Annotated in this window: 12 protein-coding genes; all 12 read right to left on the bottom strand. The window is 63.5% G+C overall.

Going from position 1 to position 15,231, the window contains the following annotated elements:
• Window positions 1–33: 33 nt before the first annotated feature.
• The gene (locus tag VGM61_RS16680) at window positions 34–732 is read right to left on the bottom strand and encodes a haloacid dehalogenase-like hydrolase (protein WP_331524013.1); all 699 of its coding nucleotides are present in this window, start codon (window positions 730–732) and stop codon (window positions 34–36) included.
• 9 nt (window positions 733–741) lie between these two features.
• Window positions 742–1,530, bottom strand: a complete 789-nt coding sequence (gene trpC / locus VGM61_RS16685; protein ID WP_331524014.1) for an indole-3-glycerol phosphate synthase TrpC — start codon at window positions 1,528–1,530, stop codon at window positions 742–744.
• Between the two features lie 10 nt (window positions 1,531–1,540).
• Entirely contained in the window at window positions 1,541–2,587 is a 1,047-nt protein-coding gene (gene trpD / locus VGM61_RS16690; protein ID WP_331524015.1) for an anthranilate phosphoribosyltransferase, read from the bottom strand.
• A complete protein-coding gene (locus VGM61_RS16695; protein ID WP_331524016.1) occupies window positions 2,584–3,180 on the bottom strand; it encodes an aminodeoxychorismate/anthranilate synthase component II in 597 nt (198 codons plus the stop codon). The genes trpD and VGM61_RS16695 overlap by 4 nt, the downstream gene beginning before the upstream one ends.
• A 101-nt stretch (window positions 3,181–3,281) precedes the next feature.
• Complete coding sequence (locus VGM61_RS16700) at window positions 3,282–4,868, bottom strand: tetratricopeptide repeat-containing sulfotransferase family protein (protein WP_331524017.1); 1,587 nt, start codon at window positions 4,866–4,868, stop codon at window positions 3,282–3,284.
• Window positions 4,869–4,978: 110 nt separating this feature from the next.
• A complete protein-coding gene (locus VGM61_RS16705; RefSeq protein ID WP_331524018.1) occupies window positions 4,979–8,116 on the bottom strand; it encodes a TonB-dependent receptor in 3,138 nt (1,045 codons plus the stop codon).
• 122 nt (window positions 8,117–8,238) lie between these two features.
• The gene (locus VGM61_RS16710) at window positions 8,239–9,396 is read right to left on the bottom strand and encodes an FAD-dependent oxidoreductase (RefSeq protein ID WP_331524019.1); all 1,158 of its coding nucleotides are present in this window, start codon (window positions 9,394–9,396) and stop codon (window positions 8,239–8,241) included.
• Window positions 9,393–10,631 (bottom strand): dicarboxylate/amino acid:cation symporter, encoded by a 1,239-nt coding sequence (locus tag VGM61_RS16715; protein WP_331524021.1) that lies wholly within the window; start codon window positions 10,629–10,631, stop codon window positions 9,393–9,395. Before VGM61_RS16715 ends, VGM61_RS16710 begins: the two co-directional genes overlap by 4 nt.
• Window positions 10,632–10,692: 61 nt before the next feature.
• Window positions 10,693–11,550 (bottom strand): MurR/RpiR family transcriptional regulator, encoded by an 858-nt coding sequence (locus VGM61_RS16720; protein WP_331524022.1) that lies wholly within the window; start codon window positions 11,548–11,550, stop codon window positions 10,693–10,695.
• On the bottom strand, window positions 11,550–12,647 hold the full coding sequence (locus VGM61_RS16725; RefSeq protein ID WP_331524023.1) for a dipeptide epimerase: 1,098 nt from the start codon (window positions 12,645–12,647) through the stop codon (window positions 11,550–11,552). The genes VGM61_RS16720 and VGM61_RS16725 overlap by 1 nt, the downstream gene beginning before the upstream one ends.
• A gap of 85 nt (window positions 12,648–12,732) precedes the next feature.
• Window positions 12,733–14,142: an SH3 domain-containing protein gene (locus VGM61_RS16730; RefSeq protein WP_331524024.1), complete on the bottom strand. Its 1,410-nt coding sequence runs from the start codon at window positions 14,140–14,142 to the stop codon at window positions 12,733–12,735.
• A 40-nt stretch (window positions 14,143–14,182) separates the two neighbouring features.
• The coding region (locus tag VGM61_RS16735; protein WP_331524025.1) for a DUF819 domain-containing protein at window positions 14,183–15,231 on the bottom strand (1,049 nt) is incomplete at its 5' end.

Below are 15,231 nucleotides of genomic sequence, written 5' to 3' on the forward strand. Positions count from 1 at the left end.
GTAGCCGCACTTAACTCCGGGTGCAATCAGCCATCAGTACCATGCGACCCGCCCCACCGCCCGCCCCAGGGCCCTTTCAACTCGTTTGCAGGTGCGCGGGGAGGCGTTGACCATCATCGGCTCGGTGGCCGCCCGCAGCATCGGGATGTCCCGCCAGGAGTCGCTGTAGGCCACGTCCCAGCGGGTGAGGCCGATCTCAGCCAGGCTGACGAGTTTGCGCGCACCGATGTTGTGGCGGCGCACGCGCATGCCCAGCCATCCGGGCCGGAACGTGGAGGCCAGCACGGGAACACCCGCCAGACCCAGTTCGCCCAGGATGGCGCGCGCCAGGGTGTCCTCGCAGGCGGTTACCACCAGTACCCGCTCACCAGCATGCAGGTGCCGTCGCAGGGCCAGGATGCCGTCGCGCGGGAACAGCCCTGGCGTACGCGCCAGCTCCACCCCGAAGGCGGTTGCCAGCTTTTCGTACCGTTCCTGGCCGACGAACAGCAACGCCACGCGCACCAGGAAATGCGCGGCGGCCTCGCGGGAGAAAATCGCCAGCAGCAACCAGACCGGTGATGTCAGCAGCGCCAACAGCTTGCGGCCGAGCGACCGCTTGTAGCGGGCACGCATGAACAGCGTGTATGAATCGCCGCTAATCAACACGCCGTCGAAGTCGAACAGCACCACACGCGCAGGGCCCTCCGCGGGCGCCGTCTCCACGCCTTCCACCGATTCCCCTGTCGTCACGGTGGCGGCCTAGTTGAAGAGATCGCGCAGGGCGCTGCCAGGATCTGGCGCGCGCATGAAGGCCTCGCCAACCAGGAAGGCATCGATATCGGACGCTCGCAGGCGTGCTACGTCTTCCCGGGTATGGATGCCCGATTCGGTGACGAAGATGCGACCAGGCTCCACCAGCGGCCGCAGGCGCAGGGAGGTATCCAGCGAGGTCTCGAACGTGCGCAGGTTGCGGTTGTTCACGCCCACCAGCGGCACTGGCAGCGCCAGCGCGCGACGAAGTTCGTCTTCGTTGTGTACCTCGGCCAGGACGTCCAGGTCCAGTTCCGCGGCCAGCAGGGAGAGATCCATCAGGCGCTCGTCGTCGAGCGCGGCCACGATCAGCAGGATACAGTCCGCGCCGATCACACGCGCCTCGTATACCTGGTACGGGTCGATGATGAAATCCTTGCGCAGTAACGGCAACGAGCACGCCGCGCAGGCCTGCTGGAGATAGGCTTCGCTGCCCTGGAAGAAGTCGGCGTCGGTGAGTACCGACAGGCACGCGGCGCCTCCGGCTTCGTAGCTGCGGGCAATCTCGGCAGGGTGGAAATCCGCACGGATCACGCCCTTGCTGGGGCTGGCCTTCTTCACCTCGGCGATCACCGCAGGCAAGCCGGCGGCGATCTTCGCCTCCATGGCGGCCGCAAAGCCCCGTGTGTCGGGAAGGTCGGCCACGCGCGCGACGAGTTCGTCCAGCGGCACAGCGGCATGGCGCGCGGCGATTTCTTCGACCTTGCGGGCGAGGATACGATCAAGGATGTCGGTCATAAGAGGTTTTCTAGGCGCCGGCGAGGCGGCGCGTCACGGCAACGAAGTGGTCTATTTTCGCACGGGCAGCGCCACTGGCGATGGTCTGTCGGGCGGTGGCGATGCCATCGGCGATGGATTCGGCCACGCCGGCGGTATACAGGGCGGCGCCGGCATTGAGACAGACGATCTCGTGCGGCACGCCGGGCTTGCCTTCCACGGCATCGAGCAGCATGGCCCTGGATTGCTCTGCATTGTCCACCCGCAGGTTGCGGCTGGACGCCATGGCCAGGCCGAAATCCTCCGGCTCCACTTCGTACTCGCGTACTTCGCCGTTACGCAGCTCGCCCACCAGCGTGGCGGCGCCGAGCGAGAGTTCGTCCATGCCATCCCTGCCCCACACCACCATCGCGTTGCGCGCGCCCAGTGCTTGAAGCACGCGCACCTGGATACCGACGAGATCGGGATGGAACACGCCCATCAGGATATTCGGCGCACCGGCAGGGTTGGTAAGCGGCCCAAGGATATTGAACATGGTGCGCACGCCCATCTCACGGCGCACGGGCGCTACGACCTTCATCGCCGGATGATGGTTGGGCGCGAACATGAAGGCAATGCCCGTCTCGGCCATGCACTGAGCCACCTGCCCCGGGCGCAGTTCGATGGCGGCGCCAAGCGCCTCGAGCACATCGGCACTACCGGACTTCGATGAAACACTGCGGCCACCATGCTTGGCCACGCGTGCGCCGGCCGCGGCGGCCACGAACATCGCCGCGGTGGAAATGTTGAAGCTGCTGGCGCCATCGCCGCCGGTACCGACGATATCCACGAAGTGATCATGCGGCGGCAGTTCCACGCGGGTGGAGAGCTCGCGCATCACGCGGGCGGCTCCCGTGATCTCGCCGATGGTTTCCTTTTTCACGCGCAGGCCGGTGATGATCGCCGCCGTCATCAACGGACTCAGTTCCCCGTTCATGATCTGGCGCATCAGGTCGACCATCTCGTCGTGAAAGATCTCGCGGTGCTCGATGGTCCGCTGCAACGCCTCGGAGGGTGTGATCACCTGGCGTCCGCTCATGCAGCGATCGACAGCGGCTGACCGAGGAAATTGCGCAGCAGATCGTGGCCGTGCTGGGTAAGGATCGATTCGGGATGGAACTGCACGCCCTCGACGTTAAGCGTGCGATGGCGCAGGCCCATGATCTCGTCGATGCTGCCGTCGTCGTTCTCCGTCCAGGCGGTGACTTCCAGGCAATCGGGGAGCGAGGACTGCTCCACCACCAGCGAGTGGTAGCGGGTGGCCTCGAACGGGTTGGGCAGGCCTGCGAACACACCCTGCCCGCGGTGGCGGACGGGGGATGTCTTGCCGTGCATGATCCGGGCGGCGCGCACCACCTTGCCGCCGTACACCTGGCCGATGGCCTGGTGGCCCAGGCACACGCCGAAGATGGGGATCTGCCCGCCCAGGTAGCGAAGGACATCCAGTGACACGCCGGCATCGTTGGGTGTGCCGGGGCCTGGCGAGATCATGATGCGTTCCGGCGCCAGGGCGCGGATATCCGACACCGACAATGCGTCGTTCCGCACCACCTTCACCTCCTGGCCCAGTTCGCCCAGGTACTGCACGAGGTTGAAGGTAAAGCTGTCGTAGTTATCAATCATCAGCAGCATGGGTGGTCGAGCTCAGCGATGCCTGTATGTGCCCACAAGGATACTGCAGAGGGCTCAGCGGCGCTCGCCAGGCACGCCGGCAGACACTTGCCTTGCCGGCCTCACTCGCCCACGCCGCCATCGCGCAGGCGCTGGCGCAGCCGGTCGAGTTTGTCGCCATAGCGGGCGCTGCGTGCGGTATCGCTACGCAGCGGTTGCCGCACCTGCGCCGCGCTGGGGGAACTGAGCACGGCACGGGAGGTCTGGTGGAAATCGAGGCAGGCGGGGTCAAACGGCAGGCCGCAGAAATCCAGCAGGCGGCGGGTCACCGGTTCAGGTTCGGCCACCAACGATTCATAGGGCAAATCAAATACGCGGTCCGGGTACCGATCCAGCCAGAAGCGCGTCAAGCGCAGGAAGTCGATGCAGTAATCGGCCATTTCGTCCAGGTCGCAGGTAAAGCCCACCTTTTCGGTGAAGCACTGCCGATAGCACGCAAGGCACGTTTCCAGCGGATCGCGCCGGACGATCACCACGCGTGATGCCGGCAGCATCGCCATAGCCGCACCCACCAGGTACCAGGTGACCAGGCTTTTGTCGGTGAAGCGGGGCCTGGTCCGGCGCCAGCTGGCGGTGCGTTCCAGGTATTCCCGGCCCAGGCGCTGCCAGTCCTGGGGTGTCGCATCCGTCGCCCACAACGGAAATGCCGAATGGCGGCGATGCGATTCCGCATCGATCACCTCCGACATGTCCTTGATCTCGTTGGCGCCCTCCACTTGTGGGTGCGAGGCAAGGATCTGTTCGATGAGGGTCGATCCCGATCGCGGGATGCTGACGATAAAAATGACTTCATGGCCGAACCCGGCATCCAGCGGCGGCGGCATGTCGTTGGCAAAGACGCGCTCGATCGCCTGGACACGCCGATGCTCGCCGGCCGCGTCCCATCGCACCCGTTTGCGCCGCGATGCGTTGGCCAGCTGAAAGGTATCGAAGGCCTGCGCATAGTCGCGCTGGTCTTCCAGCGCCTTGGCCAGGGTGAAACCGAGCAATTCGCGATCGCGATCGGGCAGGTTCCCGCGCGCCAGTACCTGGCGCAGCGTCGTCACGTCCGCGGTGTCGAAACGGACGGTGTTCAGGTTGGACAGGCCAAACCACCCCTCGGCATTGCCCGCATCGACCTTCAACATATTGCGGAATCCGTCCACCGCAGCATCGATCTGGCCGAGGCTGGCCTGGGCCCGGGCCAGCGAAAGCATGGCTGGAATGTAGTTGGGAACGATGTCGAGTGCGCGACGCAACGCAACGATGGATTCTTCCGTCTGCGTCTGACGCCACAGCGCTTCGCCGAGATTGAACCACGCCAACCCGGAGGTCGGCGCCAGTTCGCAGGCGAGCCGCATTTGCGACAGGGCTTCACTGATCTGGCCGCATTCGTACAGCGCGATACCAAGGCCGATGCGCAGGTCCGAGTCGTCCGGCCACACCGATAGCACACGGCGGAAACAATCAACGGCCCTGGCGTGATCGCCGCGACGCTGGGCCGCCGTGCCCAGCATGCGGGTCGCATCGGCGTCATCGGGCGCCAGCGCCAGCACCTGGAGGATCAGGCGCTCGGCCATATCGAACTGTCGCTGGGCCCACGCCTGGCGCGCACGCACCAGCACGTCGGCGGCTTGCGGCGAAAGTGGCTGTCGAATCGGACCCGGCATCGATGGAAACTCTGTGTGGGGAGTTAACGGGGCAGGCTACACAAGTGGGGTAGCCGACGCAAAAAAAAGACGCCGGGCATGAGCCCGGCGTCGGTAGCTCGCCCAGGTGATCAGAAATCGTAGGCGATGGAGAACCGCGCGCTACGCGGTGACCGGGTGTTCTCGTACCTGCCATAGTCGACATTCGGATTGGCCGTGGTTCCGAACGAGTCGTTATAGAAAATTGGCGTCTGCTCGTTGAACAGGTTGAACACCGCAAGGTTGAAGTCGAGCTTGTGTTGGGCCCAACCCGGCTTGTAATCCAGGCTCACGCCGACATCGTGAGTCCAGGGGGTAAAGCCCAGCGAACCCGGCGGCACCGGTTTTCCGCCGCACCAGAAGTACGTGTGGGAACCATTCAACGCCACCTCGTCCGGCCCATAGCCACCACGACATAGTTTCGGTGTGCCCGAGGTGATGTACAGGTTGGCGCCAACCGTCCAGTCCGGCGTGATTGCGTAGGCACCGAAGATCTTGAACTGGTGCTTCCGGCTGTTGGGCAGGATGCCGCTGGAATACTCCATGCGCTCCGGGAAATCCCATGCGGTGGTGATCGACTCGTATGATCCGCCCTGCTGCGAATACGTGCTCACCGGACCTTCGTCGTTACCCCACGTGCGCGCGAATACATAGTCGAACTTGGCGAACCACTTACCGTCCCAGGCGTGCTCCAGCGACAGATCCAGCGAGTAGTAGCGGCGCTCCGGACCCTTGGCGAAGCCCTGATCCTCCCTGGTGAATTTGACCGGCACGAGTGAGCCATCCGGCGCCTTCATAAGAATATTGTTGGTCACGCCAGGATTGACCAGGACCAGGCTCTGGGCGTACATGCTGCAGTCGGCCGGCGTCATCCACGAGTAGCCCTGAGCCACACCCGCCGCGCACTCACGCTGTTCATCGTCGTAGTCGTCGATGATGCGGTTCATGCGCTGGTAGGTACCGGTGGCGCCGAACACCCACGATGTGTCCAGCATGGTGAACTGCTTCTGCATGCCAAGCACGTAGTTGTCGGAGAACTCAGCCTTGATATTTCGCGCGGCGGAAATACGTGGATCCTTCGCCTGGCCATACTCGCTGTCCACCGATACGCCTGTCGACGGATTCTGCGGCAACGGCGTGAAGCCGATCGGCACACCGGTAGCCGGATCGATGCCGGTGTAGGTTCCGTATTGGCCAGCGTTCACCACAGGCGCTGCGATGGACAGCGCCACGTTATCGGGCAGGGCCAGATAGTAGCGGCCGGCATTGCCGAACACCTTCATGGTGGCATCACCATGCACGTCCCAGCTGAAGCCCAGGCGGGGCGCCCACTGCGGCTTGGTTTCCCGGATATAGGGCACACCGGAGCCGTCGTAATTGGTGAACTGGTCGTTGCGCAGGCCAATGTTCAACAGCAGGTTGGGCGTGACCTGCCAGTTGTCCTGGATGTACTGGGCGCGCTGGGCCACATGCACCGAGGCGACGCTGAGATCGACGTGCTTGGACACGTAGTAACAATGCGATTGGCCCGTGGAATCGGGCGGACCGCATTGGGGCGATGGGGCGACATACGGCGGAACGGCGGGATTGACGCCGAAAGCCGGCTGGCCTGGAGCGTTTTCGCCATAAATCCATTCATAGCCCGGACCGGGGTTCTGCGAACCGTCATCCACATCGAAGGAGTTGATGTTGTCGATACCGAACGAAAGGGCATGATCGCCCAGTTTCCAGTCAAGGCTCAGGCGATAATTGGTAATCGATTCGGCATGTTTTGGATCGGTAATCTCCGATTCGTTCTGCGAGTTTCGAATACCTCCCGGCGGCACGAAAGCCGGATCCTGCTGCGAAGCACTCGAGATATGCGGCAAGGTCGGATCGTAGCCCGGATAAGCCGGCTGCTGCGAGTAGTACTCGCCGCGCATCTTTCCAAACATCGCATTCAGCGTGAGGTTATCGGTGAGATAGGACGTGTAGTTGACCGTCCACATCTTGAAAACCGATTTATACGTTGGATCGAGGGTGGCGTCGTTGTCACGCTGCAACGTGTTGTAGTCGAAGCCGTAGGAATTCGTCCAGGTCTTATACGAATTCTTCAGGCCCGTCACCGTCAGGGTATTGCTGTCGTTGATGTTCCAGTTCAACTTGCCATAGAGCTTCGGGGCGTGGGCGTTGGTCAGGTTGGTGGTGCTGCCGGCGGCGGCGAACTCGTCGGTTGACCTGGACTTGGTATCGTCCTGTTCGGCGCTGACGAAGAAAAACAGCTTGTCCTTGATGATCGGCGCACTGAGATAGGCGTCGTAAATTTTCTCACTGCCCTTGTCCTTGTTACGGTAGAAGGCAATGTCGCCTGGCCGGCCGCCAGCTTCGGTATAAAGCGGATTGGCGTAGTGGTAGTTGACGGGGCTGGCTTGCATGCTCGTCGGCTGCCACAGTGCGCGCGCCCCAAAATGCACCTCGTTGTCGCCGCTCTTGCCGATCTGGTTGATCACGCCACCGATCGAACGGCCGTATTGGGCGCCGTAGCCACTGGTAAACGTCTGCTGCTGTTCGATTGCGCCATACGGCAGCGTGACACCGCCCAGGCTGTTGAGCGCCTCGGTGACGTTCATACCATCGACGTAGTAGGCGTTCTCGGCTGCCGACGCGCCGCCGAACACATTGACCGGCGTACCAAGCGGACCGCTGCCCACTTGCGGCGAGGCCATGCCGACACCAGGCGCCAGCAAGGCGATGTCTTCAGCACTGCGCTGCAGAGGAAGCTGCTGCAGCTGCTTGGAGGTGATCGTAGTGACCTGGTTGGTAGTCGTCACGTCGATCGGTGGAATCGCATTCGCCGATACCGTGACCGCTGACAGGTTCTGCGCGTTGACACCGTTAGTGCCGTTCACAAAGTCCACGGCCACCGCGCCGGCCGCGACTGGGCTGACCTCACTGCGACTTTGTACAACCTTGCCATCCTGCAGCAGCGATACGGTGTAGGTACCCACCGGCAGAGTGATCGAGAATTTTCCCGACTCCCCGACCGGGATGGTGCGATTGAAACCCGCGCCACCACTGACCTGGATGGTTTCATTGGCAGCCGTCGGAGCCGTGCCGTAGATGGTGCCGTTGACCGCCTGAGCCCAGGAGGTGCCCGCAAAACCCATGGTGATGGAACCGATGGCCAGGGCCAGCGCTTTTTGCTTGAGGACAGTATTGCTTCGAGATATGCGCGAAATTTTCTTATTCATTGACAGTGCACCCCGTTCAATCAGCCGCCTTACCGTTAATGGATCCCCTAAAACAATATTTGCAACTCAACTTCGGTACACGCGCGGGTCGGTGGAAAACAAGAAACCGGAGCGAACGGAATTCATGGCGCCGCACCCCCGTTCAGGCCAGCCACCCGCGGTGCAAGCATGTCGGCAGTGATACCCGCATCGACCAGTGCCGAAGGTAGTGGTCGATCCAATGCCAGGTTCGCGCAGGCCTCGCCCATCGCTGCGGATGTCTGGATGCCATAGCCACCCTGCGCGGCGATCCAGAAGAATCCCTTTGCATCGGATGCAAAGCCGCCTACCAGATCGCCATCGGCAACGAACGAGCGCAAGCCGGCCCAGCTGCGGCGTGGCCGAAGGATGTTCATCGTGGTGGCCTCCTCGATACGGTGGATGCCGAGCGCGATGTCGTATTCCTCCGGCTGCACGTCGTGGGGCTCCACCGGATCGGCGTTGACGCACGAGCCGAGCAACAAGCCGGCGTCGGGCTTGAAGTAGAAAGTCTCGTCAAACGCGGTGATGAACGGCCAGTGAGCCGTTTCGATGTTCTCCGGCGGATCGAACACGAACGCTGAGCGACGCTTCGGCGTGATGCCTATCGGCTTTACACCGGCCATCCTCGCCACCTGATCGACCCATGCGCCCGCGGCGTTGAGCAGCAGCGGGGCACGATACGTGTGTTCGCCGTCGTCGACCTGCCAGTCCTGCCCGTGGCGGCTGATCGAACGAATGTTCACGTTCAGCCGAAGTTGTCCGCCGCGCGAACGCAACCCGCGCAGAAAACCCTGGTGCAGTTCATTGACGTCGATGTCCGCGGCATTGGGCTCGTGCAAGCCGATCTGCGCGAACTCCGCTTTGAGTACTGGCACGCTGCCAAGGATCTCCCGCGTGCCGCGCAGTTCCAGTTCAGGGGTAAACGGCCGCATTGCCTCGTACTCGGCGCGGATCCGATCGACCTCGTCGGCCTTGCCGATGATGGTGTTGCCGCGCACGGTGAGAATCGGATGCGTCGCGAACCCGGCCGGCGGCTCCGACAGGAACGGGCGCGTGGCCCGGCTGAGCGCGCGCACCTGCGGCGTGCCATAGGTTTCACTGAACAGCGCGGCCGAACGGCCGGTGGAATGCATGCCCGCGTAGGCTTCGCGCTCGAGCACCAGCACGCGCGCATGCGGGGTCATGAAATAGGCGACCGAAGCGCCGGCGATGCCCGCGCCGATCACGATCGCATCGAAATCGGAAGTACTTGCACTCATACCGTGTCGCGCCTTGACTGATGGGCCACCACGCTGGCGGCGGTGAGATCGGCGGTGACGTTGCCCAGCGTTGCCAGCGTGTCGGGCAAGGTATCCACGGCAAGCATCAGGCCGAGCGGGCTCAACGGCACGCCCATCGCCTGCGCAACCGGCAGGTTGGTGGCGATGAAGGTAACCGCCCCCGGCAAACCCACCGAGCCGAGGCTGATGACCACCGCCAGCAGTGCGCCGGTGATCAGGGTCGCGGCGGAGAGGTCGATGCCGTAGGCCCAGGCTATGAATGCGGCCGATGTCACGTATTGCACCGGGCTGGTCAGGCGGAACAGCGACACCGCCATCGGCAGCACCAGCGCGGTGACCGGCGCAGGGTAACCGAGCTTCTGATCCGTGCTTTCCAGCATCGCCGGCAACGAAGCCAGCGACGACTGCGTGCTCACCGCAACCACTTGTGCCGGCAGCAGCGCCGCGGCGAAGCGGCGGACGCGCTCGCCACCGAAAATCACCGCCACCGGCAGCATCATCAGCGTCACTGACACATACATCAGGCATTCGGTCAGCACATACACACCGAGCGCACTGAGCATGCCCAGGCCGGCCCGTGCGCACACGGAAAGAATCAGGGCGAACACCCCCAGCGGCGCTGCCCACAACACCCAACGCACGATCACGATCATCGCATCGGCGATCGCCTGGAAAAATTCCACCAGCATGCCACGGCGCGCGGGGCTGATCTGGGTCAGCGCAAAGCCGAGGAACAAGGCGAACACCACCAGCGGCAACATCGCACTACGTGCAGCGGCGTTCACGGCATTGTTCGGCACGATAGCCACCAGCGCATCGATCCACCCCACCGGCGCCGTCTGCGCCGCGGGCAACGCCGCCGCATGATCCAGCGCCGCGGCCAGCGCCGGGTTGTGCGGAAACAGGCTGAACACCCAAGGCGCGGCCAGCGCGGTGAACAGCGCGCCCAGGGTCAGCAGCACAATGAAAACCACGATAGCTCGACGCGCGATGCGACCGGATGCGGCAGCGTCCGTGGCGGTATTGACGCCGATCACCACCAGTGCCAGTACCAGCGGCACCACCGTCATCTGCAAAGCGTTCAACCACAGCTTGCCGACCGGTTGCGCAACATTTGCCACTTCGAGGGCAACCGCCGGATGCCAGGCGGCCAGCAGCAGGCCGATGACGGCACCGGCCGCCAGGCCTGCCAGCACGCGCGCGGTTGGATTCATCGTGCGGCGTCCTCTGGATGAATAGGTGACAGGAACATGCAATTGGCCTTTGGGAAAATCGTTACGGTTCGAGCATCAGCTGGATGCGGTCCAGGTTCGCCACCAGCTGGGCATGGCGGTCGTCGTATGCCTCGCACAACAGCACGAATACGTTGTCCAGCAGGTGCTGCAATGCCGATTGATAAAGCAGTGGCTGGATGTACGGCAGCTCGTCGTACGCCGAGACCAGCAGCGCCAGATCGGACAAGGTGCGCAGCGGATTGGCGGTGTGCCGCGTCACCGAGATCACCTTGCCGCGGCGCTCGCGGAAGTAGCGGCTGATCTTGCACAGCGCCGGGTGGTTTCCGTGCTCGGAAAACACCAGCAGCACATCGCCCTGCCCCGCCGCGGAGATGTTGGCGGTCATGCGTGCGGTATCGAAATTGTGCACGGTAAGGATGCCCAGCAGCGACAGGCGCAGGGCGAAATTCCGTGCATGGATGTCGTCCTCGCCCAGGCCGATGATGAACACCTTGCCGGCGCGGCCGGCGCACTCGATCGCCTGGGCCACCTTCTCGATGGCCGCGGGCAGGTTGATCAAGCGCGTGGCTTCCTCGGCCTCCGACTTGCGCCGCCACAGGTTTCGCGCCGGCGATTCGTCACGCTCACCGTTGCTCGACGCCACCACCTGCGGTGCATCGCCGCTGTCGGCGCGCGCATTGGCCTCGCCTACCGAATACTTCAGGTCCGGATAGCCCTTGAATCCCAGCTTCTGGGTGAACTTGACCACGCTGGACTGGCTGATGCCCAGCGCGTCGGCAAGCTGTTGCGAGGAGTAGTCCCGCAACAGCTGCGCGTTCTCCAGGATGAAATCGGCAATGCGCCGCTCTACCGCGGACATCTGGTCGCGCTCCGAACGGATGATGACAAGCGGCGACATCAGTTCTCGATCCTCTCCAGGCCACGGATCTCGCGGATGCCCAGGCCAGGCGCCTCGGTCACGGAGATTTCCGATTCGTTGAAGATCACGCCGCCATCGACCGGGTTGAACTCAGATAGCGACGGTCCGTCCAGGTCGACCTTGGTGATCACATCGGCCTTGGCCACCGCCAGGTGCACCGCGGCCGATACACTGATGCTGGTTTCGATCATGCAGCCGATCATGCAGTCGATGCCGTGCATGGCGGCGATGTCGGCGATGCGGATCGCATTGGAGATGCCGCCCGTCTTCATCAGCTTGATGTTGATGATGTCCGCCGCGCGCATGCGGATCAGTTCGATCACCTCCATCGGGCCGAACACGCTTTCGTCGGCCATCACCGGCGTGTGCACGCGCTCGGTCACGTATCGCATGCCTTCCAGGTCGCGCGCCTTCACCGGCTGCTCGATCAGTTCCAGCTTGACACCAGCTTCCTCCAGCGTCTGCAGCGCGTACACCGCCTGCTTGGCGGTCCAGCCCTGGTTGGCGTCCAGCCGCAGCAACGCCCGACCTTCGACCGCGGCGTTGATCGCGCGCACCCGCTCGATGTCCACGCCGATGTCCTTGCCGACCTTGATCTTCAGCGATTCGAAACCGCGCTCCACCGCAGCCACCGAATCGGCCACCATTTTGTCGATGTAATCGACGCTGATGGTGATGTCGGTGGTGATCGCCGGATCGCCGCCGCCGAGCATTTTGTACAGCGGCGCGTTGTAGAGCTGGCCCCACAGATCGTAGATGGCGATCTCCACCGCAGCCTTGGCGCTGGTATTTTTCTCCATCGCGCCCTGGATCAAATGGGTGATCCTGTTGAGGTCGGCGATGTCCTGGCCGATCAGCCGCGGCGAGATGTAATGGCGGATCGCATCGATGATCGAGCCGTGTGTGTCGCCGGTGATCACCGCGGTGGCCGGCGCCTCGCCATAGCCGACATGACCGTCGTCGGTGTGCACCATCACCACGATGTCCTCGATCATGGTGATAGTGCGCAGCGCGGTCTTGAATGGCGTCTTCAGCGGCACGCGCAGCATGCCGAAGGTGATCTGGGTGATTTTCATGAGGCGGTGTACTTGATGCGGTTGCTATAGACAGGGTCGGTCATGAAGTCGTTTCCTTGCGCGCTGATCGCGGGTGCGCGAGAACTCAATGGCGGATGCGCACGATGCTGGTCATGCGATCGACGTAGGTCTGGTGGTCGTTGAACTGGTTCGGCAGCAGGGGCGTTACCGAGACAGCATTGAGCCTGACGTGGCCCGTGCTGCCGTCGCTCTTGCGGTAGGTCATGCCCAGGACGTCGTGGATCACATACGGTTCGCCGTCACGCTGGCCGATCACCATCATCACGTGGCCTGGGATGTAGACCAGGTCGCCGACCTGAAGAGCGTGTGCGGCCTTGAGCCGTGTTTCGCGGCTGTCCGCTTCGGTGAATGCGCGATGTTCCAACGCCGGACTGATCGCCTGCTTGCTGGTATTGCGCGGCATCTGCACGCCCATGCTGCGATACACGTCGGAAACGAAGCCGCTGCAGTCTCGGCCGTTGTAGCCGTGGCCCCATCCGTAGCGCTCGCCGAGGAACTTGAACGCCTGGCGGACGATGTTGGCCTGCGTCAGCGGCAGGTACTCGGGCGCCGAATCGGTGTTCTTCTGCAACAGCGCCGGGGTGAAACCGAGCTTGCCGTCCGCATCGCGGAGCGGCAGCTCCAGCGTGTAGGCCGCGTACGGTGTCTGTCCGTTGACCGGCAAGTCAGGCTGCAGGTCGGTGAGCAGCGGCGCCCGCGTGCTCATGTCCAGCTGCAGTTGCGACACGCCCGGTACCTCGCGGGTGAACACAGTGCGCTCGGTCGGGCCGGTAATCACCCGATACGGTTTCTTGTCGGCATAGCCGAACACCTGGGCGGCGCTGCCTTCGGCCACGTTCTCCTTCTCAGTCCACGCCGCATAGCGCGGGCTGACCACGAACAGCCACTTGCCGTCGCGGCTGGCATGCACGATTACCACCGGCACGCCTGGGAACTCGGCGGTTTCCTGGAAGCGGTCGATGTCGGTATCGCCCTTGCGGCTGAACACGCGCAGGCTGCTTGGAAAGGTGCGGAACGACGCACGCTGCACCACCAGCCCGTAGCGCGTGGGCTGCTGCGCGGGAATATCCGACAGTGCCAGGTTGTCTACCATCGCATCGAACGTGGCCGATGTCACCAGCTCGCCGGCGACGTCATACATCGGCTTGGCCGGCCGTTCGGAAAGCTGCTTGATCCAGTCGGTCACCTGCTCGCGTGTCAGCGTCGGAGGCAACGCGCGCAGGTCGTGCATCGACGGATCGACTTTCAGTAGCCTGGCATTTTCCGCGTCGATTTCGGCACGACTGAGGATTTCGCGGTTCGGCTGCTTTTGAAGGCTGATCCAGTATTCGGGGGTGAGCTGGGCGTCGCCCACGCCCATCACTCCTGAAGGCGGAACCGCCGTCGTGGACACACTGTCCACGCGATCGCGCGCAGGCGCGGCCGAGACGGTGAAAGCGAGCGCGAGCAGCGCGGCACACATGGGAAGTCGCATGATCAATGCTCCTGAATATTCGGCCGGCGGTTGGCAAGCCTCACGGCCCGGCCAGTGCCGACATCACCGTCGCTACCACCAGACCGAAGCCGGTACCGAGGATGTAGCCAAGCAGCGCCAGCAAGATGCCCACCGGCACCAGCGCGCGCGAATAGCTCGCCGCCAACACCGGCGTGGCTGCCACGCCGCCGATCATCGCCAGCGAGGAAATGCCACATAGATACAGATCGAAACGGAACAGCTTGGCGAAGCCGATCAGCAGCACCGCGTGGATCGCGATGACGGTGACGCCGCACAACAGGTACAGCGGCGCCGCGGCGATGCCGTTGAAGTTGCTTTGCGAAGCAAGCACCGCGACCACGCTGATCAGCATCGCGCTGGAGATGATGCCCGCGCCGGGGAAGCGCGCCAGCGGCGTATGCGCCACCACCAGTCCCGCCGCCGTGGCGAGCAGGATCGTCCAGGTGGTGCCGCCTACCATGCTCGATACCGGCAGCCAGCCGGACAACCAGCCCGACAACGCCGCCACGCCCAGCGCCATGCCCAGCCACAGCAGCACGCTGTCGTAGGTGGTCGGACCGGACTGCGGTGTCTCGGCGACTTCCATATCGCCGCTGGATTTCGCCCTGGTCCAGCGGTTGAACCCGACGGCGAGCCGAGCCACCGAGAACAGCACCACCACCCACATCGAGTAGCACAGCGCATCGGTGAGCAGCGACATCGCCAGGTGCTGGTCGGACATGCCGATCGCCTGTTTCACCGCGATCATGTTGGCGGTGCCGCCCATCCAGCTGCCCGACAATGCGGCCAGCGGTTGCCAGTTGTCACCGGGTAGCCAGCGGCGATAAAGCAGGAAGGTGGCGATGAATGCGACGAACAAGGCGACGGCCGCGCAGACAAATACCGCCAGTACGCGCGGCCCCAGCCGCCAGATCGCGCGAAGGTCGCAATTGATCATCAGCAGGAACAGCAGCGCCGGCACCATGTGCGTGGTGAGCATCGACTGCGCCGCGCGGATGTCATCGTTGACCTGCCACAACCCTGACACCGCCAGCGCTGTCACGAACAGATAGGTCAGTACGATCGGCG

The sequence above is a fragment of the Pinirhizobacter sp. genome (assembly GCF_036499745.1).
Classification (GTDB): domain Bacteria; phylum Pseudomonadota; class Gammaproteobacteria; order Xanthomonadales; family Rhodanobacteraceae; genus Pinirhizobacter.